At 41.7% G+C, this 22,551-nt stretch carries 26 protein-coding genes; all 26 read right to left on the reverse strand.

Annotated elements, in window-relative coordinates; genetic code table 11:
- Positions 1-80 precede the first annotated feature (80 nt).
- On the reverse strand, positions 81-671 hold the full coding sequence (locus ACFVRY_RS26495; RefSeq protein ID WP_387503298.1) for a TetR/AcrR family transcriptional regulator: 591 nt from the start codon (positions 669-671) through the stop codon (positions 81-83).
- Between the two features lie 92 nt (positions 672-763).
- Entirely contained in the window at positions 764-1,798 is a 1,035-nt protein-coding gene (locus ACFVRY_RS26500; RefSeq protein ID WP_387503299.1) for a C40 family peptidase, read from the reverse strand.
- 179 nt (positions 1,799-1,977) lie between these two features.
- The gene (locus ACFVRY_RS26505) at positions 1,978-2,229 is read right to left on the reverse strand and encodes an aspartyl-phosphate phosphatase Spo0E family protein (RefSeq protein WP_387503300.1); all 252 of its coding nucleotides are present in this window, start codon (positions 2,227-2,229) and stop codon (positions 1,978-1,980) included.
- A 194-nt stretch (positions 2,230-2,423) separates the two neighbouring features.
- A complete protein-coding gene (locus tag ACFVRY_RS26510; protein WP_387503301.1) occupies positions 2,424-3,644 on the reverse strand; it encodes an aminotransferase class I/II-fold pyridoxal phosphate-dependent enzyme in 1,221 nt (406 codons plus the stop codon).
- Between the two features lie 14 nt (positions 3,645-3,658).
- Positions 3,659-4,159 carry an Lrp/AsnC family transcriptional regulator gene (locus ACFVRY_RS26515; RefSeq protein WP_387503302.1) on the reverse strand — a complete coding sequence of 167 codons (501 nt, stop codon included), beginning with the start codon at positions 4,157-4,159 and terminating at the stop codon, positions 3,659-3,661.
- Between the two features lie 334 nt (positions 4,160-4,493).
- Positions 4,494-4,772: a thioredoxin family protein gene (locus tag ACFVRY_RS26520; RefSeq protein ID WP_387503303.1), complete on the reverse strand. Its 279-nt coding sequence runs from the start codon at positions 4,770-4,772 to the stop codon at positions 4,494-4,496.
- A 53-nt stretch (positions 4,773-4,825) separates the two neighbouring features.
- Positions 4,826-5,731 (reverse strand): sigma-70 family RNA polymerase sigma factor, encoded by a 906-nt coding sequence (locus tag ACFVRY_RS26525; RefSeq protein WP_387503304.1) that lies wholly within the window; start codon positions 5,729-5,731, stop codon positions 4,826-4,828.
- Positions 5,732-6,374: 643 nt separating this feature from the next.
- Complete coding sequence (locus tag ACFVRY_RS26530) at positions 6,375-7,043, reverse strand: lytic transglycosylase domain-containing protein (RefSeq protein ID WP_387503305.1); 669 nt, start codon at positions 7,041-7,043, stop codon at positions 6,375-6,377.
- A gap of 460 nt (positions 7,044-7,503) precedes the next feature.
- On the reverse strand, positions 7,504-7,830 hold the full coding sequence (locus ACFVRY_RS26535; protein WP_387503306.1) for a hypothetical protein: 327 nt from the start codon (positions 7,828-7,830) through the stop codon (positions 7,504-7,506).
- Positions 7,831-7,928: 98 nt separating this feature from the next.
- Entirely contained in the window at positions 7,929-8,207 is a 279-nt protein-coding gene (locus ACFVRY_RS26540) for a hypothetical protein (RefSeq protein WP_387503307.1), read from the reverse strand.
- A gap of 134 nt (positions 8,208-8,341) precedes the next feature.
- Positions 8,342-8,584, reverse strand: a complete 243-nt coding sequence (locus tag ACFVRY_RS26545) for a hypothetical protein (protein ID WP_387503308.1) — start codon at positions 8,582-8,584, stop codon at positions 8,342-8,344.
- A gap of 335 nt (positions 8,585-8,919) precedes the next feature.
- Positions 8,920-9,372: a hypothetical protein gene (locus ACFVRY_RS26550; protein WP_387503309.1), complete on the reverse strand. Its 453-nt coding sequence runs from the start codon at positions 9,370-9,372 to the stop codon at positions 8,920-8,922.
- Between the two features lie 58 nt (positions 9,373-9,430).
- On the reverse strand, positions 9,431-9,667 hold the full coding sequence (locus tag ACFVRY_RS26555; protein ID WP_387503310.1) for a hypothetical protein: 237 nt from the start codon (positions 9,665-9,667) through the stop codon (positions 9,431-9,433).
- Between the two features lie 78 nt (positions 9,668-9,745).
- Entirely contained in the window at positions 9,746-9,997 is a 252-nt protein-coding gene (locus ACFVRY_RS26560; protein WP_387503312.1) for a hypothetical protein, read from the reverse strand.
- Positions 9,998-10,055: 58 nt separating this feature from the next.
- Complete coding sequence (locus ACFVRY_RS26565) at positions 10,056-10,616, reverse strand: hypothetical protein (protein ID WP_387503313.1); 561 nt, start codon at positions 10,614-10,616, stop codon at positions 10,056-10,058.
- 6 nt (positions 10,617-10,622) lie between these two features.
- Complete coding sequence (locus ACFVRY_RS26570; RefSeq protein ID WP_387503314.1) at positions 10,623-10,892, reverse strand: hypothetical protein; 270 nt, start codon at positions 10,890-10,892, stop codon at positions 10,623-10,625.
- A 396-nt stretch (positions 10,893-11,288) separates the two neighbouring features.
- Positions 11,289-12,407 (reverse strand): hypothetical protein, encoded by a 1,119-nt coding sequence (locus tag ACFVRY_RS26575; RefSeq protein WP_387503315.1) that lies wholly within the window; start codon positions 12,405-12,407, stop codon positions 11,289-11,291.
- A gap of 283 nt (positions 12,408-12,690) precedes the next feature.
- Positions 12,691-12,894: a hypothetical protein gene (locus ACFVRY_RS26580; protein ID WP_387503317.1), complete on the reverse strand. Its 204-nt coding sequence runs from the start codon at positions 12,892-12,894 to the stop codon at positions 12,691-12,693.
- A 345-nt stretch (positions 12,895-13,239) separates the two neighbouring features.
- A complete protein-coding gene (locus ACFVRY_RS26585; RefSeq protein ID WP_387503318.1) occupies positions 13,240-13,743 on the reverse strand; it encodes a hypothetical protein in 504 nt (167 codons plus the stop codon).
- A gap of 92 nt (positions 13,744-13,835) precedes the next feature.
- Entirely contained in the window at positions 13,836-16,406 is a 2,571-nt protein-coding gene (locus tag ACFVRY_RS26590; RefSeq protein ID WP_387503319.1) for a DNA polymerase, read from the reverse strand.
- A 129-nt stretch (positions 16,407-16,535) separates the two neighbouring features.
- Positions 16,536-17,165: a hypothetical protein gene (locus ACFVRY_RS26595; RefSeq protein ID WP_387503320.1), complete on the reverse strand. Its 630-nt coding sequence runs from the start codon at positions 17,163-17,165 to the stop codon at positions 16,536-16,538.
- A gap of 402 nt (positions 17,166-17,567) precedes the next feature.
- Entirely contained in the window at positions 17,568-18,104 is a 537-nt protein-coding gene (locus ACFVRY_RS26600) for a sigma-70 family RNA polymerase sigma factor (RefSeq protein ID WP_387503321.1), read from the reverse strand.
- Between the two features lie 91 nt (positions 18,105-18,195).
- Positions 18,196-19,281 (reverse strand): toprim domain-containing protein, encoded by a 1,086-nt coding sequence (locus ACFVRY_RS26605; RefSeq protein ID WP_387503323.1) that lies wholly within the window; start codon positions 19,279-19,281, stop codon positions 18,196-18,198.
- Positions 19,282-19,354: 73 nt separating this feature from the next.
- Positions 19,355-20,638, reverse strand: coding sequence for a DnaB-like helicase C-terminal domain-containing protein (locus ACFVRY_RS26610; RefSeq protein WP_387503324.1), 1,284 nt, complete (start codon positions 20,636-20,638; stop codon positions 19,355-19,357).
- A 157-nt stretch (positions 20,639-20,795) separates the two neighbouring features.
- Positions 20,796-21,797, reverse strand: coding sequence for an FAD-dependent thymidylate synthase (locus tag ACFVRY_RS26615; protein WP_387503325.1), 1,002 nt, complete (start codon positions 21,795-21,797; stop codon positions 20,796-20,798).
- A gap of 24 nt (positions 21,798-21,821) precedes the next feature.
- The gene (locus tag ACFVRY_RS26620; RefSeq protein ID WP_387503326.1) at positions 21,822-22,541 is read right to left on the reverse strand and encodes an ATP-binding protein; all 720 of its coding nucleotides are present in this window, start codon (positions 22,539-22,541) and stop codon (positions 21,822-21,824) included.
- Positions 22,542-22,551 lie beyond the last annotated feature (10 nt).

Consider the following 22,551-nt stretch of genomic DNA (forward strand, 5'->3'; position numbering starts at 1 on the left):
AAAAGAGAAGTACCACTGATAGAATTTCATCAGCAGTACTTCCCTCTAATCTTGTGACACATTACCTTTAGTTTATTGAATTAAGATACTTCGATCCCTTCAACCAGCACACTCCATACGGAGTCAAAATCCTGGCCGAGCGTGGTCTCAGACCATTCGTAAGCATGCGCGGGGTGATTAAAATGAGCCATCGCAATAAATAGCGCTCGCGCGGTCACTTCAGGCTGACCCGGCTTCAATTCTCCCTGCTTTATCCCCCGCTCAACGATCTGAGCGATTTGGGAGATCAAGCAATCCACATGTTCCGAGATGACATCCGCAGTCTCCAGGGTAACCGCCGTATACATCGCGAACATCTCCGGATCTTCTACAGCGTAAGCCAGCTTACGCTGCGAAAGGACCAGAAACCATTGCCGCAGTCGCTGGGCCGTACTACCGCCCTTCTCCTCCGCAATTACCTGCAGCGGATCAGAGATTCGGTGTAGCCACCGCTCTGTTACCGCTGCCCGCAAAACCGCTTTGCTAGGATAATGACGGTAGATCGTTCCATGGCTGACCGATAGTACACGGGCAACATCTACTACCGAGCTTTTATCAGGACCAAACCGACGCAGCACGCTCTCCGCTGCATCCAGAATCATCTCTTTGGTTAACACATGTTCATTTTTCATACGAATACCATAGCACAACAATTATAGGGTATCAATATTGTTATTTTGTCATTCATAACATAACAACTGTTATCACTAGATAAAAGTAAAGCCTAAAATACTCTGCGGGCTGTCACAAATCGCTTCATCCACTTACTATCCAAGGTTTCGTAATGAACGCCCTGTTCCTTCGAATAGGTGTGGAGAATCCGGTTATTCCCGGCATAAATGGCGACATGCCCGATATCCAGACCGCGCGCACTGAAGAACAGCAAATCCCCCTTGCGCAATTCTCCGATGCTTACTTCTTTGCCCTCTTTGGCCTGATTGTAAGAGACACGCGCCAGATCAATGGACAGAACCTCCTTAAACACCCGGCCGACAAAAGAAGAACAGTCGAATGTACGTGTCTGATCCGGAGAAGCGCCGAATTCATAAGGTGTTCCTAGAAACTTCTCTCCATACGCCAGTAACGCGTTTCCTTGCAGTTCCGCAAGGGAGGCACTGGTGTAGTCGCTAAAGCCTGGTTTTGCAGAGATATAACCTGTCTTATTGTCCTCTGTGCGTACTTTCAGCCATAGGGCATCGGTCTCCTCAAGAACCTGAACCTTCTCTCCAGCCGGTAGCAATTCAATGACACTTGAGCTTGTTCCCGAATCCGGTACGGTGCGTAGATTGACGCCGTTCAAAATCTTGGTGTTATACTCTCCAGCTGAATTAATCCGGATTTCATGACTGACCGGGTCCCATTTCACTTGGTTGCCCAGCGCCTCACTAAAGTATCGCAGCGGCATCAGCGTGTTCCCGGCGACGATCTGCCCCGGCACGGTCAGGGTGACCGGCTTACCATTGGTATAAGCAGCCCCATCCCCGATCCTGTAAGTCAGCACGGTATCTCCCTTGGTCGCTGTCACCGATTTGGTCTGATTGTCCCATGAGAGCTTGGCTCCCTGCTCCTCAAACAGCTTGCGCATCGGCACAAGGACCGTATTATTCACAAACAGTGGCTGAACACCGAATTGAAGGGGCCTACCGTCCAAGTAGATGGCAGTCTCCTGGTTGACAGGCGCGGCATCGGCATGTGCAGGAGCTGAGTACAACAGCGGTGCCAGCAGCAGAAGCAGTGCCGCTTGTCTAGTTCTCTTCATGTTGTCTTCACCTCGGGTGATTGATAGATTCAAGTGTTTGTACTCAGACCAGTTCCAGAAGTTTTGTGCCAATTGTTTCCATGATCATGTAAATAACCAGGCAACATATTCAAGATAAGTCTCTTTATCACCATAAAAAAGAGGGCCCAAATGGGCCCTCCGAGCTGCGTCCCAGACAATTATCTTCTACAGGGACGTACCTTCATATATTCATTTATCTTTAGATCCAGCATACTGCTGATTTCAATGACGTTGTCCGAGGTGAACGATTTCTCCTGCAAAAAAAGCTGCTCCATCTTGGTGCGTAATACCCTAATTTCATCTTCCAAAGAGAGCCTGCGTACAGAAGCATCGCCCTTAAGGGGCCGTTTCCCGCTTCCTGAAAAACATTCCCCGCCATAGGAAGGTAAGTAATAATCGGCACTGAGCACAATCATACCTCCTAAAAATCTTGTTGAGCGTCTGCTAAAAAATAGCATCGAAACAACCGGCTAGAAAGCATCCGCTTCGTTTCCAGAGCAACGTTGACCTCCAACTATCATTAAAGGCTACACTTACTCTCTCAAAGTAAAATTATACCATGCATTCGAGAGATTTACTAGACTATTTTCATAAATTTTACTCTTTATTCCGTTCTTTCCCTTTCGAGCTTGGTGACAAAGGCTCCAATGCGTTCGATGGCCTCATTCAACTGCGACACCGAAGTCGCATACGAACAGCGCAGATAGCCCTCGCCCCCCAGACCGAACACGCTGCCCGGAACCGCAGCGACCTTGCTCTCACGCAGCAGCCGCTGGGCGAATTCATCAGAACTCAGACCGGTATGGCGGATGCTTGGAAAAGCATAGAACGCCCCCTGCGGCTCATGGCATTCCAGCCCGGCATCCCGCAGGCCCTTCACGATCAGGCGCCGCCGCTGGTTATAGGAATCGGTCATCCGATCCTTTTCCTCCAGCCCGTTGGTCAGCGCCTCCAGTGCTGCAACCTGCCCCATGGAAGGCGCACACATCACCGTGTATTGATGAATCTTCAACATGGCAGAGATGAGCTCCGGGTGACCGCAGGCGTAACCCATACGCCAGCCTGTCATGGCAAAGGCTTTGGAGAAGCCACTAACGAGAATCGTGCGGTCTTTCATACCTGGCAGCGATGGGAAGCTTACATGGTTGCTGCCGTAGGTCAGTTCCGCATAGATTTCATCGGAAATCACGATGAGATCATGCTTTTCCACGACTTTGGCAATGGGCTCCCAGTCTTCGCGTGTCATAATAGCACCCGTCGGATTGCTCGGATAGCACAGGATCAGCACTTTAGAACGCGGTGTGATCTTGGCTTCCAATCCTTCCGCGGTCAACTTGAAGTTATGCTCTCCAAAGGTCTCGATGCCAACGGGAATCCCCCCGCCGATGGCTGTTATAGGAGAGTATGAAATATAACAAGGCTCCGGGATCAGAATCTCGTCGCCTGGTGAGATCAGAGCGCGCAGAGCAAGGTCAATTGCCTCGCTTCCCCCTACTGTGGCAATGATTTCGTCAGCCGGATCGTAATCTACTGCAAAACGGTTATGCAGATAGTTCGCAATTCCCTCCCGCAATTCAGGCATGCCTGCGTTGGAGGTATAGCCGGTGAAGCCTTTTTCCAATGAATATACGCAAGCTTCCCGGACATGCCAAGGCGTCTTGAAATCAGGTTCACCGACCCCGAGCGAAATAATGTCCTTGCTGCCTGCTGCCAGATCAAAAAATTTGCGGATGCCTGATGGCTGAATCTCCCGGACCAGTGGAGCCAAATAGGAGTTCATAGACTTGCCGGTGTCTCCGTTAGGTTGAGTATTGTTCGTGATCATATGGCATTCTTCCTTTACGGAGAGATCATCAGACGGTTGTCTTCCTCATGCTCCTCGAAGATGATCCCGTCCTGTTTGTATTTTTTAAGCGTAAAGTTGGTTTTGGTAGAGAGCACAGAATCGATCGGCGACAGCTTCTCGGATACGAAATTTGCGACTTCACGCAGATTGCGGCCTTCCACTTCCACCAGCAGATCGTATGCACCAGACATCAGATAGACGGATTTCACCTGTGGGTACAGGTAGATCCGCTCGGCGATTCCCTCGAAACCGCGGCCTCGCTCCGGCGTAATTTGCACTTCAATCAGTGCGGTCACCCGCTCGTCATCCACCTTATCCCAGTTGACGACCGTTGCATATTTTACGATAACATTGTCTTGTTCCATCTGCTCAATCACAGTCTTTACATCGGCTTCTTCCGCCCCAAGTAGCGTCGCCATCAACGCTGTGGAGCTTCGCGCATCCTCCTTGAGCAGTTCCAGCACTTTCCTCTTCAATTCATTCATTTCCTTCATGCCTTCCCTCCGGGATCAATCGCAAGCACGTAACGCGGTAAAGCGCCGCCTGCGAAAAGAGTTTAATACTAATATGACACGAAAAAGGCGTCTCTGCAAACAAAATAACCCTACATCTGGCCGTCTGTATGACGAGCATAGGATGAGGGTAAGCCACTTTTTCTTGATTACTGCGCTTCTGTCAACGTCTCAATTCCAACGGGTAGGATGATGTTCTCACCCCTGGTTAGCTCACCGTATAAAATTCAGTACCACACTAATGCTTATATTCGTTCTATAATAGTTACAACGAAATGTCCGGTTGATTCGATATCTACTAAATAACTTGGTTTCATTATTTAATATCCTCTAAATGTGTTTTAATGTATTCTTCCAGTTGGTCGATCCAGTTATCTATTACTTTCTTTGCTAGAGCACTACTGAAACGTCCTAGTTCACGCTCTCCGTGCTTAACAACTACTGTAGGAATATACTTCACATCCGTATGTACGGATCGCTCATACTCAATCCTAGAGATTTTAAGTTGTGGCCGTTCTTTTTCAATCTTTTCAAGAGTCTTAGAGAAGCGGCGACAGTGCCCGCATGAATCGCTATAATAAAAGGTAAGTTCCACTTGACGTTCACCTTCAAATTTGAGATAACAGAACGGGATTAATTCCCTCTGTTTCAGACACAAAAATCCAACTTCTGAATGGCTTTTTGTCTCATGTAATACAACACCCGTGTCGTGTACTTTTCGATAGGATATTCACACACTTCAAGTAGTTCAGTTATGTCTTCAATGCACATGAGGTTATTGCGTTCCTTAATCTCTTGAGCGATTATAGTAATCTCTCGTTCATACTTGGATGCAACTATGACTTTCTCTTCCTTAACGTTAGCTTCTTTGCTCTCAATCTTGTGGCGAATACGGGCAAGAGTTCGGTTAATAGTCATAGGGTAGACATTAAGCTTCTCAGCGATCTGAGTGTTGTTAGACTCTTCCATAACAAACGTCATGACCTTTTTTTCAAAATCTGTAAACATAGAATCTACTAGAAGTTGTTCTACATAGACTTTGTTGGTCACTTCATCCTCAAGCACACGCTCCTTAGTGTCAGCTATGTCAAAGTTATCCATAGCATCATAGTGTTCTAAATCATCACTGAACATAGCAATCTCTCGATATCGTTCAACCGATATGTTCAAGAGTTCGGACATTTCTTCTTCGTTCGGGCGGTAACCTAGCGTATTCTCGATCTCAACCATTCTCTTAATAAGGTCAACAGCACCACGACTTAACCGTACAGACTGTGAATCACTGTAGAGAAGCTGATTAATCTCCCATAGCATAGGGCGAACGACATACGTGGTAAACTTTATGCCTCTATCAAAGTTGAAATCCTGAAGAGCAATCAGAATACCGATGCAAGCATGTTGATACAGTTCTTCATCCGTAACCCTGAACTTAGCCCTCAGTTCTTCTACATTCCCTTTAAAGTGCTTAATGATCGAAAAGATGAAGTCTCTATTTTCCGTAAAAAAGTCACCAAGCAAATCTTTATCTCTCTTACAGGCTTTAATAAGTTCCATGTTGTGCATATCTCTTACGCCTTCTTTTCTAAGCCTTACATAGTCTTCTCTTATCAACTATTTCACCTCGAACTTTCTGTCTTCTTGCACGGCTTTCAGAAAGTCCACTACCTCCCCACCGTCTGTAACTACAGCACCACTTTCACTAATCCCTCAAGCTCTTTTTAAATCTTCCCCACTTCAAATTGAATTTAAGTTTCCGTGCCTTCTCGTTTAGGGGCGGCGCAGTATTTAGAAACGTGGAAGCCATGTAGTAGAGCAGTCATGTATTCAGCTTTGTCTGTAGCACGTCTCCGGGCAACCGATAGTCATGCCACATAGCACCATTCATCGCTGCAATCTTGAATGTGAATCCATTTACTTGGTCTTGTGCTATTTTGCTGTACTCTATAATGGTCGTTCCATGCCTTTCAGGAGTTGCGGGCAAAAAAAAAGACCCTGTCTCTAGGGTCTTTCGATTACCTTAAGGGGTACTTGAGTTTACCTTCCTTGAGTCTTTCTTTAGCAGAACCGGAGGGTTTGATTAGAATTGCACGGTAAGGGTCAATGATCATTGGCTCTAATGTCTGAGGATTCTTTACATGTTTTTCCCTATTACTCACAATATAAGGGAAAGATATACTTAATAACACATACTCTGTAATCACCTATCAATTGTCGATAGAACCTTATTGACCTTAGTGAGATACTTCTTGCTGTATGTACCTCTTGATAAATTTCCTTCACCCTGATTGTAGGCTATTATCCCCAAATCATGTCCAAACCGTTTCTGATTATAAGCCAGGTACTTCGCACCAATCTCAATATTAATAGAAGGATTAAATAGACTCCCTGAAATCTTCATATACTTTTGAGTGGACGGTAGAATCTGAAGCAATCCTGTGTCATGAGAAGGACCTACCTCATTAGGGTTATACTCACTCTCAACCTGTATCATTGCTAGAATGGTATAAGGGTCAACGCCATAAGCGTTGCAATGTTCAATAATAAGCTTTGCCCATTTACTAGCATTTGTTTTAGACACTTTTTGCCCTATCATGTGGTTGATTAGATTTTTCTCGACAGTCGATACTGCCTTGGTCGGCTGAGGTTTTTGTTTCGGTGTATGCGTTGATGTGGGTACAATAGCGGCTAGCGTGTTAACTTTAATCTTAGGGCTTATGGTTCCTTGATTATTCATCTTTTGTGCCGGATCAGGAGCCTTGATCACATTTTCCGTCACCGTAGCTTGAGTTGCGGAGACCTCGTCTTGCGGGGAACAAGCAGTAATTGTCACCGCTATTGCCAACGTCAGTATAATTTTCTTTATCACTTTATTATCATCCTTTTTTGGCCACTAGAACATCGCTGATAAACTCCCTAGTATCAGCATGAAACTTCTTTTCGTAGTTGCTTACTAGAACGTAGTCCACTTTGTAATTACCTGTGTTACGTTCAGTTTCATCCTTCAGTAAGGAGGCGTTGAGATTTTCTTTACCGTCAATTCGGTAATCTTCTGGAAGAGTTCAATGTTCCTACGTAACCAGATTTCAATCCAGATATTTTGGTCTTTCTCACGAAGCACTTGACCAATCATAATATAGCTAGGCTGAGACTCGAATCTTTCCTCGTCGGGTTTACTAGGAGAATACACCCGAGTGGTAGTGGTTACTTTTACCGCTTCGAAGAATTTCACCTGATTTTATTAGTCGTCACTCCTTTCGATTGGTTACTCTATAGTGGTCGGGTTATACCTTAAAATAGTTGCGGAAATAGAAAAGGTAGGCTTTCGCCTACCTGATTCTTGCCATACGCTGATTAATGTCTTTGCACCATTCATAATCTCGTAGCCATAGTGCTATATCCATGAGGACGTACAGACCAATAGAGTCTAAGTAGTTCATGTCCCAATGCAATGCTTTTCTACTTATTAAAGAATGCGCCCTTGATCCGTTCTTTGCCAGAACACTTAATTCTGACTGAGCTAGCCGCACTTCTCTTCCATACAACCTCAAGACTAGCATATCTTTTTCGGCTGTAGCTACCACCTGCCCAATAAGTCCATCATGGGGGCTTCCCTCACTGGTAACTCTTATATAATCATTCACCTCGGGCGACATATGAAAAACCTCCTTACCTTTGGAATAACCTTTACAGAGTCTTCATGAAATTTTTTCTACATAAAGGGGGTTATTCGACAGTACTCTCATAATTACTATCAGTCATTATTGAAGGATTCATTAGAACATTCACTTCCTTCAACTTCAATAATTTCCACAAGTTTCTCGTAAGGCGGTAGGTTAATCACAGTTTCCTCCAACCAGTGTTGAAACATGTAGAGTGGTTGGCTATGAAGTTTCTCTTCTGTAATAGAACTGAGAAACAGGTACTTGCCATTAGATTTAAACCAAATCTCCTTTTTTTTCTTATCTGGTTTCTCAACCATATGAAGCCCTGCAGCTACTCTCTGATCTACACTAAACCCCTGTAAGTCCATTATTTTTCACGCTCCCTTACTCTCATTAGTGGATCCATCTACTAGTAAAGTTGCATAAAAAAAGAGACTCTAAAGTCCCTTTCCAGTATCTGTTTATATTGTGGATATGAGTAGGTAAGTTAAACCTAACCTATCTAATGTACGTTAATATATGATAGACAGAGGTCAACTTTACGTCTGATTTCAGTAATATCTTCACTTATGTTCACATCAGTGTTGTACAAATCCATATAGCTGTTGCGAAAGCGTACTTGCTCTTCAGTGAGCAGTCCTCGACCTTCTTTGGTGGGAGAATTATCGATGTCAACACCAAGAGTATCAGCCGCTAATTTAGTCTCCCTTACCGCCTGATAAAGTTCACGGAATGTAATCTTCATGATCTTCTCGTTCTCCTTATATGACTAAGTTTCCCGCTAGAGATGCTAGCACTAAAACAATCCTGTAGACACTTTCTATTACCTTCAATAAGGTTCTGTAAGCTAAGAGTTGAGGTCACTTCGGATTGCATTATTCTCTCTAATACTCCTTCAAGCTGTTTCTTACTACTTCGTAATGCGTTTACAGCGGCAGGGGAAGCGTGGTACATAGCTTGTTCTAACGCTTGTATAGCACTCTCTACTCGCTCTACCTCTGTTACTACAACCCCAAGAATGTACATATTTGTAGCCATTTATTTCCTCCTAGAGCTATAAGTGTAAGGTTTCAGGATTACTTAAGAAATTGAACCGCCTATAGCCACGTAATTGAATTCTCCTGCACTAATCTCAACACTCGCCGCATCTACTACCAGTTCCTGAGTCTCAACATTATTCAGTGATTCAGATAAGCTTCCGTAATACGCAAAATCCTTAGGGTAAGAAAGAGCAATCATTTCCTCAAAACTGACGTCAAACAATTCTTGCTCAAGTCTCCCGACACGTTCCGCAAGTCTTTCATTTGCTTCCAAAATCCGACTCAATTGCACATCACGTAGCTCTGCAAGGTCTGCCTTGGCTTTCAATTCAGCGATATTAGCACCTGAACTGCGAATCTCTTTGGCAATCGAAAGTAGTTCTACAAGTTCTTGTGGAGAAGTACTGCCGTCAAATGTCTCCGTGATGCATACTTTGTCTCCAAATCCGAAGAATGGAATGCCACCGAATGTTGGTCGTTGTTGTTGGTTCATAGTAGTATGTTACCTCCCTTTAAGATAGTTACAATTCGTTTTAATCGTTGCAGTAGGGTCAACGGTAAGAAATCATAACGTAATTTCCTTCTTCATTACGCTCAAAGGTAAAGTTAGAACCAACAACCAACTCATTGAAGTTCTGAGGGATAGTAATAGTACCACCCGCTTGCTCAGTAAGGTAGGATAGCATCTTAAACACTGCTTCATTCTGTCCTTTTAAGAACATTAATTCCTCTTGGAGTTGGGATATGGTAGTTGACTGACGAATGTCGATTACGCTTTTAGTGTTCATAAATTTAAGCTCCTACCTTAATCAGTTTCTTAGGATATTAGTAAGTCGCGGGGAAGGAATTCGAACCTACCCAAGCTACTATTTGATAATTACTTTGTCTGCAAGCTTGGTAGCATCCTCACTCATCTCTTCCGCCTTGACAGTCCAGTAGGTTACTTTAGAGAATGGAACGCCTGCCAATTCACCTGTAATATCCTCAATCGCAAACACCTCGTTCTCCCGATGGTATTTACGGAAAATCTTCTTGTACTCATTCAGAACTTCCTTGGCAGACTTCAGAATGATTTCCACGGGTTTCTTTTCGCCATGCTCCATAATATGACCTTTCAATATAGGGTCAATTTCATACCACTCAACCCTCTTAACTTCGCCATTGTCTAGGGAAAACTTAGCTGTTACCTGAACCTTCACAACTATCACCTTCTTCTATATAATAGTCATTTTCAATTTTTTCACTTATACCTTCAATGCAGTCATAATATGAGTCTTTTGAGTGGGTTACCCAAAATAATCTTTCTGCATCTGCTTCATTCTTTGCCTTCACATAAAATATCTGATTTTCACACGCAAATCGGTTATAGAAATTCACTTCATACTTCTTCAGATAATCCTCTTTGGAAGGTTCATCTTCGGTATAGAGGTAGTCTGTAAAATCTTTAATGTGAATCTCTATGTTCTCTAAGGCAACCCTGTTAATCTCTAAGTTTAGTTTGTCCTGTAGGACAAGGAGTTCTTCCAGTTGAATCTTGCTTAATGGTGGTTCAATGGACTCTCCTCCTTCATCATGCCGAATCCACCATCGTCTAATAGTTTCAAGTGTCAACGTTTGGTTAATGAAGTTACCGCAATGATTGCACCAAAGCATTAGAGACTTGTCACACTCCATTTCTTCCGGAATAAAGGACGATTTACCCCCGCAATGAGGGCACTTGTTCATGAATCCTAACATTCATCTTCACCTCTCTAATTTTTCCATTTTTCTATATATCTTAATTGATGGAAAAATGTAAACTGACAGAAGCATAACACCTACGAATACTTGAGGAAGCATGGAAGCTGTAATTGACGTATGTAAGAGCTTACTTAGCGCACCTGCCACATACGGACCTGCAATTAGCTTGAGTCCGACACCTACAATCCAACCGACACCAATTGCCGCCAAAGGCTTAAACAAAATCCCTATCAATAGTAGCAATAGCATACCTGCTCCAAAACCTGCACCCATAGCACCGATTATCAAACCTGACAACACTGCTTTAATTATGTTTTTTATTGTATAATTTCTCCCTTAAAGTAGTTAAAATAGTCTTGTTTTTCGCTTACTGGCTCGTACTGTATTCCATTGTCTGTAGGGTACGGAGTGGTATGAATGAACTTCAAATCTTGTATGGCACTTGGTATACCATTAGGAAAAGCCATGCAAGACATGTTCGCCCGATCATCCCTATTAAAATGCTTACAGAAGACACACGGCACTGTAATATCCACTTACTTCCCTCCCTGGCGTAGTATCTGTTTTTTATTTCCCCACATAATACGAGAGTCACCGTCTAATTCTATTACTTCCTCTTCTATGTCAGGAAAAAGGATACTCGCTCTATCATCTACTTTCATGCGTAACTCACCATCCTCCACACTTGAATCCCCCATACTGCTCATACCACTCCCATATATTTCTATCAATAGGAACTCCGGTTATTTTAGCAGTAAACACTTCTGGTATTAACTCAATCGGAAACCACTTTGTAGCGTAATTACATAGGTGGTTGGCGATATACGTTGCTTCAGAGTTGGTCAGTATCGTCTTAGCCCCGTAATTGTCAGGGTCAAGTGCTGAAATCTTATAAAACATCTGCTCTCCAACATTGTGGAAATGTAACCAGTGTCCTATCTCATGAATGACTGTTCTAAGCCTGTCAGGTGACGATTTCTGACCGGTATCATACTCTGCCTGTGCAATGGCGGCAGCATTCTTGAAGTCGTAGGTCTTGCTTACAACGACCTCTCCCGTTGGAGGGTTAAAGTAACCATTAGCCCCGTTACCATTCTTGATATTAATGGTTAACTTATGTTTCTGAACCATATCAGCAAAGCCACTGCAAGTATTTAGTAAAAGGGCTAAGGCTTCTGTGACATAGTTAGCCGCATCTAACTTACCTGCAAAGTTCACTGAGACCCCTAAGTCCTTAGCCCAGTTGGTTGCTTCAGCCACAGTGTTGAATGGTTGCCATGCAACAGGAAGCTGTATACCGCCGTTAGGCGTTTCGGGAGGTTCCTCATAGTCAGGCAACTCCGCTGGCGGGTCAGGGTAGGAACCTAAATCAGTAGTGCCCGTAAGAACTAAATCAGCGCCGTGCTCAGTCAGGAAGTGGAACATCAACCCTAAGTTCTTCTTGTCACCATGCGGAGTGTGATACTCAAGCAGAAACTCATTACCTGCTTTAACCGGATGGGCTACTTGGAAATAAAGACCTTCCTCGTAATTCTTACAGTGAAGATTCTTAATGATTGTCTTTCCATTCACCTTAAGACTCCAAAAATCCTCGATGCTGTCCACGTCAGCGTATATTGATATCGCATAGAACTCTAAATCATGGGACATTGTGAACGTATCCCTTATAATCCTGTCACCCTGTGCCTTGGCAGGAATTTCGATATTCCTTCCAATAAAATGCGGGGAAGGCTTGGTAGGGTAGTAAGGAGGATCCAACCTCCCACCTACAGCGTATCTACCTAGCATTTACCAACCACCTCGGCATTCTGTCGGCTTCTGCCCATTTGGGAGAATATAATACTTTCGTTGCCTTTAACGGATTGCTTAATGCTAACTGACTCTAATTCCCCTCCCATTAGTCAGCACCCAACCGTAGGCTGTACATTGGTTTCTAATGAATAATTCATATAGATCCTCCTTAAAGGTATACACTCTGTCACATTGCTCAGATAAACACTCTCCTGCACTCTTGCCCGTAAAGTGATTTCAGAAAGAACCGTTACTTCTGCCGTCACGTGTTATCCTCCAACTAATGCAGCGTTATTTGCTCTGCAGCCATTGTTGAAACTCGATTCATTACCAACGTCATTTCTTCAGCAAAAGTCATAATCATTGCTGCTGAGAAGTCAGTTTCTACTGCCTCTCTACCATCTTGCCTCGCAATTGTTTGAGCCATGTGAGAAATTTTGTTCGAGATAATTTCAGCATACTGGGGTGCTGTAAAGTTTTTCATGTTGTCTGCCTCCCTCTCTTTAATCGTCGTTTTATACTCTTCAGGAGTTGCGAAGCTAATTTAGAAACTCTTTGTATTGAGCCCGCAATGGCTTAGGAGCAAGTACATCAGCCTCATGGACAAGAACATCGTTGTAAACACCATCACCTAAGTTGTCTAGCCTCACTTAACATCCTTGTGTATACAGTTCTAATAGGCGGGCTTACTAATGTTGATAACCCTCGTAAAGTTCGATAATAGTGTCCCCCCTAGAGCTATCTGGCTTACCCTCTAGTAGTTGTTCTATCCTATTAAATAGATGCGAAAATAGAAAAGACCCCTTTCGGGGTCTTTTCCGTCTATCTGTTATCTTCTTCGACTTAAAACTGAACCGTCTAAGTTTACTTGGGCTCGTCCCCAAACCGCTATACGTCCTACTAAAAAATTTTTCCTAATATCTACTTTGCTCATGGTATCTGAGTATGATGATACTAACTCAATTTGTGGTTGCTGAACCTCATAAGGATCGTCTCCAATGAACTCAGTAGCACCTGTACCTGAGATTTCCATAGTAACACCCTCGTTAATATTCAAGGCTTCGAAAATAAGAACTGTCCTTGGTGCGTCATCATGAATACCACCTACCTTAGCCTTAACAGGGCAATCTGCCTCAACTAGTTTGTCGTTTACGTGAGCAACGAACAATGAAGTTACATGCGTATGACTCGTACTGTAAGTACCTGCATCTAAGGTAATAGGGAAATCTGTTCCGTTAACGCTGATAATAAGTTCGTCATTTGTGCCTGCTTCTACTATTCTTTCAGGTGCAAGTTGGGTGTTTCCCCATACTCGAATACCACTAGATGACATGAAATCACTCCTTCAATTCTACTAAGTCCATTATAAGTGACCGCCTAGCCGTTTTGACTCACTTGGCGTACTAGAGCATAGAAAAATCCGCACTAGGCAGACTCATCTCCTCCTTCTAAAGCTTCTTCGTCTTCACCTACATCAGCGAACATACCAACCGTGTACTCGATACCAAACTTAGCAAGTTTCTTCGTTACCTCGTCTTCAAACACTGTAGTCCAATCAAGAATTCCTTCATTAATCTGACGGATTTGCTCCTGAGAGAAGTTACCGCCCCAATAAGGACTAACTTCAAGGTCAGACTTGAAATTAATTCCTACATTATTTGGTATAACGTTTGCCATAGTATTAGTAATTTCCTTGAGCACGGCGGGGTCAACATCAGAAGGTGCATCAAAGATCAATTCATCGTGTACCTGAAGAATAAGATGAATATCATCCTTCTCAAGTTGCGATACATAACTTTGACTCAACCACTCGTCACGATCAAATACTTTAGTACCATCAGGGCGCGTAGGATAGAACAGATTAACCATTGCTTTTTTACTTTGATCTGCGGAAGAACCTTGTATTTTTGCATTACAGGACTGACGTTTACAACGCTCTATTTTCCAATGCCAGCCGGACTTCTTAAATAAAGGGTCTTGTCTAGCCTCAGCAATGGACTCTCCAAAACGTCTCTTCCGTCCAAGAACTGTCTCGATGTAACCTTTATTCAGAATCTCACGGTGTGTAGATGCTTCCCATAGTAGGTAATTAGGGAGTCCTGCCTTAAATCCATCAATTAGTGATTGCGCTTCTTCCTTAGAAGAAGAAATTTGGTCAGCTAATCCCATAGAAGTAATACCGTATACAACACCAAAAACTACTGATTTGATCTTTTTACGTAGTAACTCGAAAAAGGCCGCCAGAGAGAAAACCATGTTCTCACTGAAGTTATCAGGATCGATGTAATCTATCTCTTTATTATTAAAGTAGGTCACAGCGTATATTAATTCTTGAGAATGCTTATACTTATTTAATATAGCCTTAATATTGGTGTTGGTCTTTTCCTCAGACTCACCTTTAACACTACGAATCTTTTCAAACAAGTCATAATCAAAGCCATGAATCTGACAAGTAACCTTACTGTGCATGTCCAGGCCTAACTCAAAGATATCAATAAGCGTCTGTTCTTGCGTAAAGATTGCCAACCAACGTAACTCCTGTTGGCTAAAGTCTGCACTAACCAAAACTCTACCTTTTGAAGCACGGAAAGCGTAGCGAATTAGATCAAATTTTGATGGTATTTGTTGAAGATTAGGATCACTACAAGAAACTCGCCCGGTTCTTACTAATTGATTGTAGCTGCAGTGAATAATACCTTTAATAGAATTATCAGGAAGTTTATTGCAAAAAGAATCAATGAGTTTTGATAACCCACGGTACTCAAGGATAAGTTCAATAACTCTATGTTCTCTCTTATTACGTGTTAAAACTTTCTTACTGGTTGATTTCTTAGGTACTTTCTTCTTAAGTTCTGAGTCGTAAACTAACTCAGGTTCAAGAATTTTATAATCATCATAAATCTTCTGAGACACTTGTGCAGAAGATCCTAAGTTAAACTCTTCAATTACTTTATACTCTTCCTTGAATTTGATACCTTGTCTGTGCCGGGTTTGGAAGCGAGTAAGTGTAATAGTAGCACCTAAAATTTTATGAATTTCCTTCTTTAACTCTTTAGACTTTTCAGTGAGTACACGACCAATAACGTCCTTTAGAAACTTAGAGTCGAGTTCTACGCCACGTCTTTCAGCTGTTACAAATACAGGCAACAATGGCATTTCAACCTCTCTAAACAGCTTATATACGCCCCCAAGGGAATAAGAAGGGTTCTCTACTATCTGCTTTTGGTACGCAAACACCCAGTGCGTCATAAAGACATCATGACACGCGTAATAATTTGCAAGCCTGTGCGGTATGCTATCAAACGGTGTTTTTTTGAAAAGACTCCCGAATTTGAATGTAGGTCTTGTCATTTCATCCTGACCTAACTTACCTTGTGAAATTAACCAAGGAAGAGCATAGGAGTTGTACCATTCCTTTAGCCCTTTAGGGACATTCTCATTCAGGAGCCCCCCCATAATCATCGTGTCCCAATATATATTAAAGGTAAGGTCAATATTCGCCCAATTCTTAAGGACGTGAATATCGAACTTAGCGTTAGCCATTACAATCCTCCTGTCTGCTTCAAGAAGGGGACGTAAAGCATCTGCTACCATATCAAAGGAAAGTGTTGGAATTTCTGAAGAAGACTCATGAAGGAAAGGTGTCATCGGTATGTTGAAATAATGCTCAGACATAAAACCAATGGAAATTGAGATTAGCCCGTCTTTCCAGTTGTTCAATCCATACGTCTCGGTATCAAGAAACACATATGAGTCATCAACATACTTTTTCTTATATAATTTGTAATAATCAACAAACCTTTGCAAGAGTTCAGGAGTGTTAATTAGTGTATAATTGTCAGGCATAACTATAGACGCTTCTATATCTAGTATCTGCTGATCCTTTTTTGTTAACTTCTTAGACTTTTTAACTTTCTCAGTGTTTTTAGTTCTTGTCTTAGAGGTTTGCTTTTCACCTTTGTCTAAAATACCAAGGATTCTATTATCTTCAGACACACTAACACTTCCTTGGTTAGAGAAATTTAATAAAATCTTAACTGTATTTTCATGTTTCTTGCTTCAACCTGTGATATGATGGGTAAAAAGAAGAAGATACGGTTAAGATCCTTCTGTGATATACAGTTATTAAAATGGAAGTTTATTTTGTTGTGCAGGTACTCCTTGTAACTGATCGTATCCTTGACAACCTAGCGGTTCGGTCATACCCTCTACTAGTTTCATGAAATTTGCAATTTCATCTACAGAGTGCGCAGTAACTTGTGGATTGATATCAGGCATAGCTTCAATAGCTTCTTGAGTTGGGTAATTAAATACTGGCTTACCGTTTTCAGGGGTTGGAATATACTTACGAGCTGAGTAGCTTGTATCACTTGCTCCTTTACCTGTACGGTAAATAGTTACAAAGTTCTTAGTTGGGTCAACCTCGTCCAAGTTAAAATCTGAATTCAATTTCTGAACGTGAGACTTAGCAAGAGAAACGAATTTAATTTTCTTATCTGTCGCATCAAACACTCGAAATTTGATTCGAAGTGCAGGGTATTTTGAAGGGTTTGCTTTGCACAATGGGCAAATATCTTTGCCAGGGCAACGAACGTACTTAGGATTCAGGGCGGCTTCGTAGTGCTCACGAATACCAAGTAAGTCTTCAAACCAATCAATGAAGAGTAAAGTCATAGGCTTTCCTTCTTCAAAATTAATAAAATCTGCCCCACCTGCTAAAATGTTTCCAAGACCTCTAACTACTGTGTTACTCATAATGTGTTTCCTCCAAATGTGCTTTGTATTTAAGGATCATTGATCTCTCATTATTAGTGATAGCCTTATCCTTCTTGAAAGGTGCGAATGACTTTTTAAGTGACAAATGACCTAATCTTCTGGAGAATACTCTCACACTATAAGTAGTGGTCTTATGCCTCTATAAAGTTGAGATTGGTACCATATGTTGTCTATTCAATATTGTGGTAATGAATGATTTTTAAACATTATGTTAAGCACATGATAGTATATGAAACGCTTGTCAAGTAGTAAATCATATGATAGTATACTATCAGGAAACTTTGTCTCTAAGACAATAAATGTATCATGCACAGGTAATTACAACCAATTGAACAAAACCCTTGATATGTGTGGTATACTTAGGACTAGGGAAAGTTATACTTACGCCTGACACACCTTTTTAAGTTTGTTCATTGCACGGGAAGCATGCGATTTATTAAGACCTAGCATGTTAGAAATTTCAGTAGGTTTCATGTCCATACCTTCTTCAGTGAAGAGCATGAAGTCCATAATCTTTCTCTCTTGTGTGGTGAACTCAGAAATGTTATTTAAGTAGTCGTTCTTCACGTCTGACAACCCGAACCCTACATCTACAGTCGCATAGGAAAAGTAGTCGATAGTCGATCCATGCTCTTCGTCTGCACCATCGCAAAAGTTTACCGATGTACTATTTTTAGTAATCAAGCGGTTGTTCCTACGGTAGTGATCGTAGACTGTGCGTTGTACAACGGTGTGAGCGAAAGTGAAAACATCTTTTTTGATTTTACCTCCATTAATGGCAGTGAGAACTCTTAAAACGGCTTCACTTCTAACTTCCTCACGGTCTTCGTGTCTAACGCCTTTCAAGACGAAGTTGAAAATCGGTGTCATGGATTCGATATTGAAGTTTTGTACGGTTGTTTTTATTTGAGTAGTCATAGTTAATTCCTCCAATGGGTTCATGTGTAATGTTTTGCCTATTACTATTAGTGGTCGTTACATATCTACCAAAAGGTGCGAAACTATTTTTCTATTTGAATAAAGAACCGATAAGGTTGACATTTTGAGACTCTAGCCTATCTAGCAAACCCAAATTCATAAGTTCATTTGAGTCTTTGACAATAGGAAAGACAGGATAGCAGACTTGGTTTACAACTATCCCTGCTCTATCCAAAATTTTCGAAGCGTCTTTCATGCCCTTAATGCCGGCTCTATCGTTATCTAGCATCATGTCAACCTCTGTAATACCCGCAAGCTGTAATTCCCTTACTTGGATGCCAAATAAAATACGTCCATTAATGGACACAGCAGGAATACCCACCTGATAATTGGACATACAGTCCGTAGGAGATTCGACCATACGAACTCTAGTAATCCGGTTTGAGGTGGTTCTAAGTTTGTTAATGAAGTGCAACCCAAAGACAATATCTTTTTTTATGGCGCTCCCTTCGTTGACGAACTTAGCACCATGATAGCTGTTACCAATTTTTCTCTTCTGAATAAAGCGGAGTTGTCCTGTTCTTGTTCGTTGAGGGAATACGATTGTTTCCGTGGCGGTATCAACGCATATCTCATAGGTATTCAACGTGTGTTCAGTAAATCCGCGTTGATACATGTAGGACATAGCACTTTGATAAATTTTCTCATTATTCTCTCTTGACTCTTTCATAGTGAGTAGTGTGGATTCTTCTAAGTGTGATATTTTGTAGCTGTTCCTACGGTTGTCGATGAATCCGACCATATCAAACGTTTGTCTCTTTTCTTCGAAGATGTAGGTTGAAAGAAGTGTTTTTATACCTTCTCCTTCATTTAAGTCCAAAGCTTTCTCTATTAGATTGTCTATCGTGCCTAAGTAACCGCAAAAAAAACAATTACAATGATACGGGGCTTCTTTAGAAATACCAAAAGATGCTCTTGTTTCAGCGTGTATAGGGCAACAACTCATGACCCAATCGCCTGTATCCTTGAGTTTTGTAAAAGCATGAGGATTAGTCATTGCTTTTGTGAGGTGCTGATAGGTAAAACGTAATTCATCAGTCAGTTCTTCAGGGTCTATAAAAAGGTTTTCGAGAATGTCTACGTTGAGATTTTCCTTTTTTAGTTTAAATTTCATCATTGTCCTCTAACATTTTGGAGTCCTTGAACTGACAGGTATAAGTGGATTTGAATAAACCTTCCCTCCTGTCGATTTAGAAGTATTGTTCTGCTATGGGGTCATCTAGTACGGAGACTATTCCTACGTCAAAATCGTATCGAACAAGAAACGACTGACCGCATGCATTATTTCTATTTTTAATTACCATTATGCGGAATGTATTGTCACTTACTTTAACAATAGATATACCTTTAGAAGCATCTTGGACAATAGAGAAAGCTTCCCCTATATCTGTTGCGTCTACATTCTCTGTCACGTCTCTCTTTATTTTCTTAAGTGCATCACGGTTCGCTTGAGCAACAACCATTGCAGGCTTTCGAGTATCAAGAATAACCTCACGGATACCTGCTGACGTATCGAATAGTCGTTGTCTAAGGTCTCCACCACCTCGTGATGTAAGGCGTACTTTCGATAACTGGTCTAACGTCCACCGATTGTGACCTTCTCTTTCAAGTATCCGGTGTATTTCATCAAGCGTGAATGGCTTGCCCCCGTTACTATCAAGGTCATATATCACCATGTCTTTTTTCTTTTGCTTAAGACGGTTAATGTACTCGGTGTAAGCATCTCTTTTTTCATTAGAAAGAGTACCCCGTGTGAGAGCAAGTCTTGACACTTGAGCCAGTGTATTGTCCCAATTCAGGGCAATCTCCGATGCTCGTTGTTCAAGGGCGAAGTAGGCAGGATAGTCATCCTCTAAAGTACTATTCCATGCCGCTGACATCATAAAAGAGGATATGAGCGTCTTTCCCATATTTGTTGGTGCAAACACTAGGAAGTAATCAACTGCTCCTTCCTGGTATTCAAGCCCGTTGGTCGCTAAATCAAGCGGCTTAAATCCTGTAGTCAACCCTATAATCTCGCCTTCTACTCTACCGTGAATCTTGTTATATGTATTAAGACGTTCCTGTGCATTCCCAATGAATGAGTAACCCCGACCGCTTAAGCTAACTGACTTCAAAAATCTACTGGATTCTAGTTGAAGTTGTTGTATAGCTGCTGTGGTTTCCCTTTTGGCGAAAGTCTCCGAAGCTGACACTAAAATTGGTTTAAACTCCCTATAAAGAAAGTCCTCTTTCACAGAACGAATTACATGCTCTATATTCTCCAATTCTACTAACTCAAATGTCTCGAACTTATTCATTACTGTTTCGATGGTCGGTAAGTTTCCATTTTCTTTCTTGAACCTGCTTACATATGAAAAAGCTTCTTTGTGCACTTGAAAGTAATTTTCAGTAATTCCCGCATCCTCCACTACGCCCCACTCTTTTACGTTCAAAACGTGGTTGAGTAGCTGAAGTTCTTCTATTCCCGCCATCACGATCCCTCCCTCATACCTTTACTATCAGTAGTCGCACTACCTTAGTAATAAGTTGCAGAGGTTGTTAATTGTAATCCACATAAAAAACATACTTATAAAGTATTTTAGATACTATTATTCATTAATTATCTTACACCTTTATGTATAATTCCTTCTATACGGGCACACCTACTCTACGAAACGCAGTCAGCAGGGCTTGTGTGTTCTTCTGCTTCTCGTTTAGTGTGTGTACATCATCGTTTAACTTAAATAAGTGCTTCCACTGCTTTAGTGGGCGGGTTTCGATATACCTGGAGTAAATTGCGTTGGGTAAGATGGAACTTGCTAACTCTTTTGCTCTAAGCTTACTGTCTCCACGTGATTCAGAGAATGCCATAACTTTGTCATAAGACAAGGCAATAGTGTGCATTATATCTCCGTAAGTCACTTGAATAAGACCATCTGCTTCGCTGTAGATAACGTCTGTATTAGACAAACCAATGGGGACAGAGTATTTAAAATCTGACATAGATACATTGCGTTGGGAAATTTCGGAGCGCCCCAGCATGTCTGAGTGACATGCGTCCTGAAGGAGCATTGCCCTGTCGGAAACAATCTCAACGGTAACCGTGGTGTGCATTTCTAATTCATAGTCCGTTAAACCTAATTCCTTCAGTGCAATATAATCGGATGACAAGACCGTAGGTTGAAGATGGTCTGTGTCGTTTTGGAGGTAAGGATTGTCACTACCTTCTATTTGGTATGTGTTCTCCACAAACCATTCGAGGGATGGTACAATAAGCAATTTTTCTGTTAGATGTTGGAGTAATTTGTTTTCATTGCAAGAAAGTGATATGTCTATGAATGATAAGATATTCAAGGATATGACAAAATCCCAATTACTTTGCGGGTCTCTTGACCATCTAATATTGTTATTATATTCCTTGAATGAAACCAGTGAATCTAGTATATCATGGTAATTATCCCTGTCAACTGAAGCAATGGTAAACACTATGTTGCCGTGACCTATAATATTCTTGTGTTTCTTTTTCATAATATCACGCATTAATTTATGGATTTCAACCTTACTTTTTCCAAAATCGTCGTAACAACGGAGAGCAATGTACTCAACCAACTTGTGATAATCCGGTGTTGAATATACTAGCCTTGTTTCCATTATAAAGCTTCACTCCTAGTACGTTTAGTATATATATGTGTTGTCGGCTCGTCTGTCCCTACCCCCCAAAGGGATTACCATCGTATTGTACATCATTCTTGAAACTACCATTTCCCCTAACATATCATCCTGGCGGAGTAGTAAATCCGAGAAGTTAGACGTAAATATGATGCTTTTTTTTTCCTCCTTACGCCAGTCAATAACGTCATAAATCAGGTCACGTATAATCGGTGTAATTCGACCTGAGCCGATATCATCCAATACAAGCAAGGGAACGTCTTTCATTTGTGTTAATTCTTTGTGCACTTCGTAAGTGAATTGGTCATCATTTCTAGTAAATACGTCCCTATTCCGGTTAGCCCACGCCCCGAACTTGATGTACATAGCTACAGGACTTTCGTAATCAAACCATTCAGGGTCACGGCAAACTTTATATAGAAACTCATTAAGGACAGCATTAGCAGTCCAAGACTTACCAGTACCTTTTAGCTTGTTAATCAACGCTAAATTAGTACCTGATTTTACAAATCCTACTGGGTTGTTCAGTACTTCTTTAATGATTTCAGAGAAGTCAGCATTGTCTTTATCAGCTACGTAATTGAATAGGTTTGCGTTTTGGTATTCTTTAGGAACTTTTGCTAAGTGCACTGCCTTGGTCACCTTTTCAAACCCAACGCAGTATGTCTTTAAGTAATCTGCCGGTAGTTTTACTACTCCGCTTTTAAGTTTACACCAATCACGCACAACGCAAGAA

The organism is Paenibacillus sp. NPDC057934, from assembly GCF_042887565.1.
Classification (GTDB): Bacteria; Bacillota; Bacilli; order Paenibacillales; family Paenibacillaceae; genus Paenibacillus_AQ.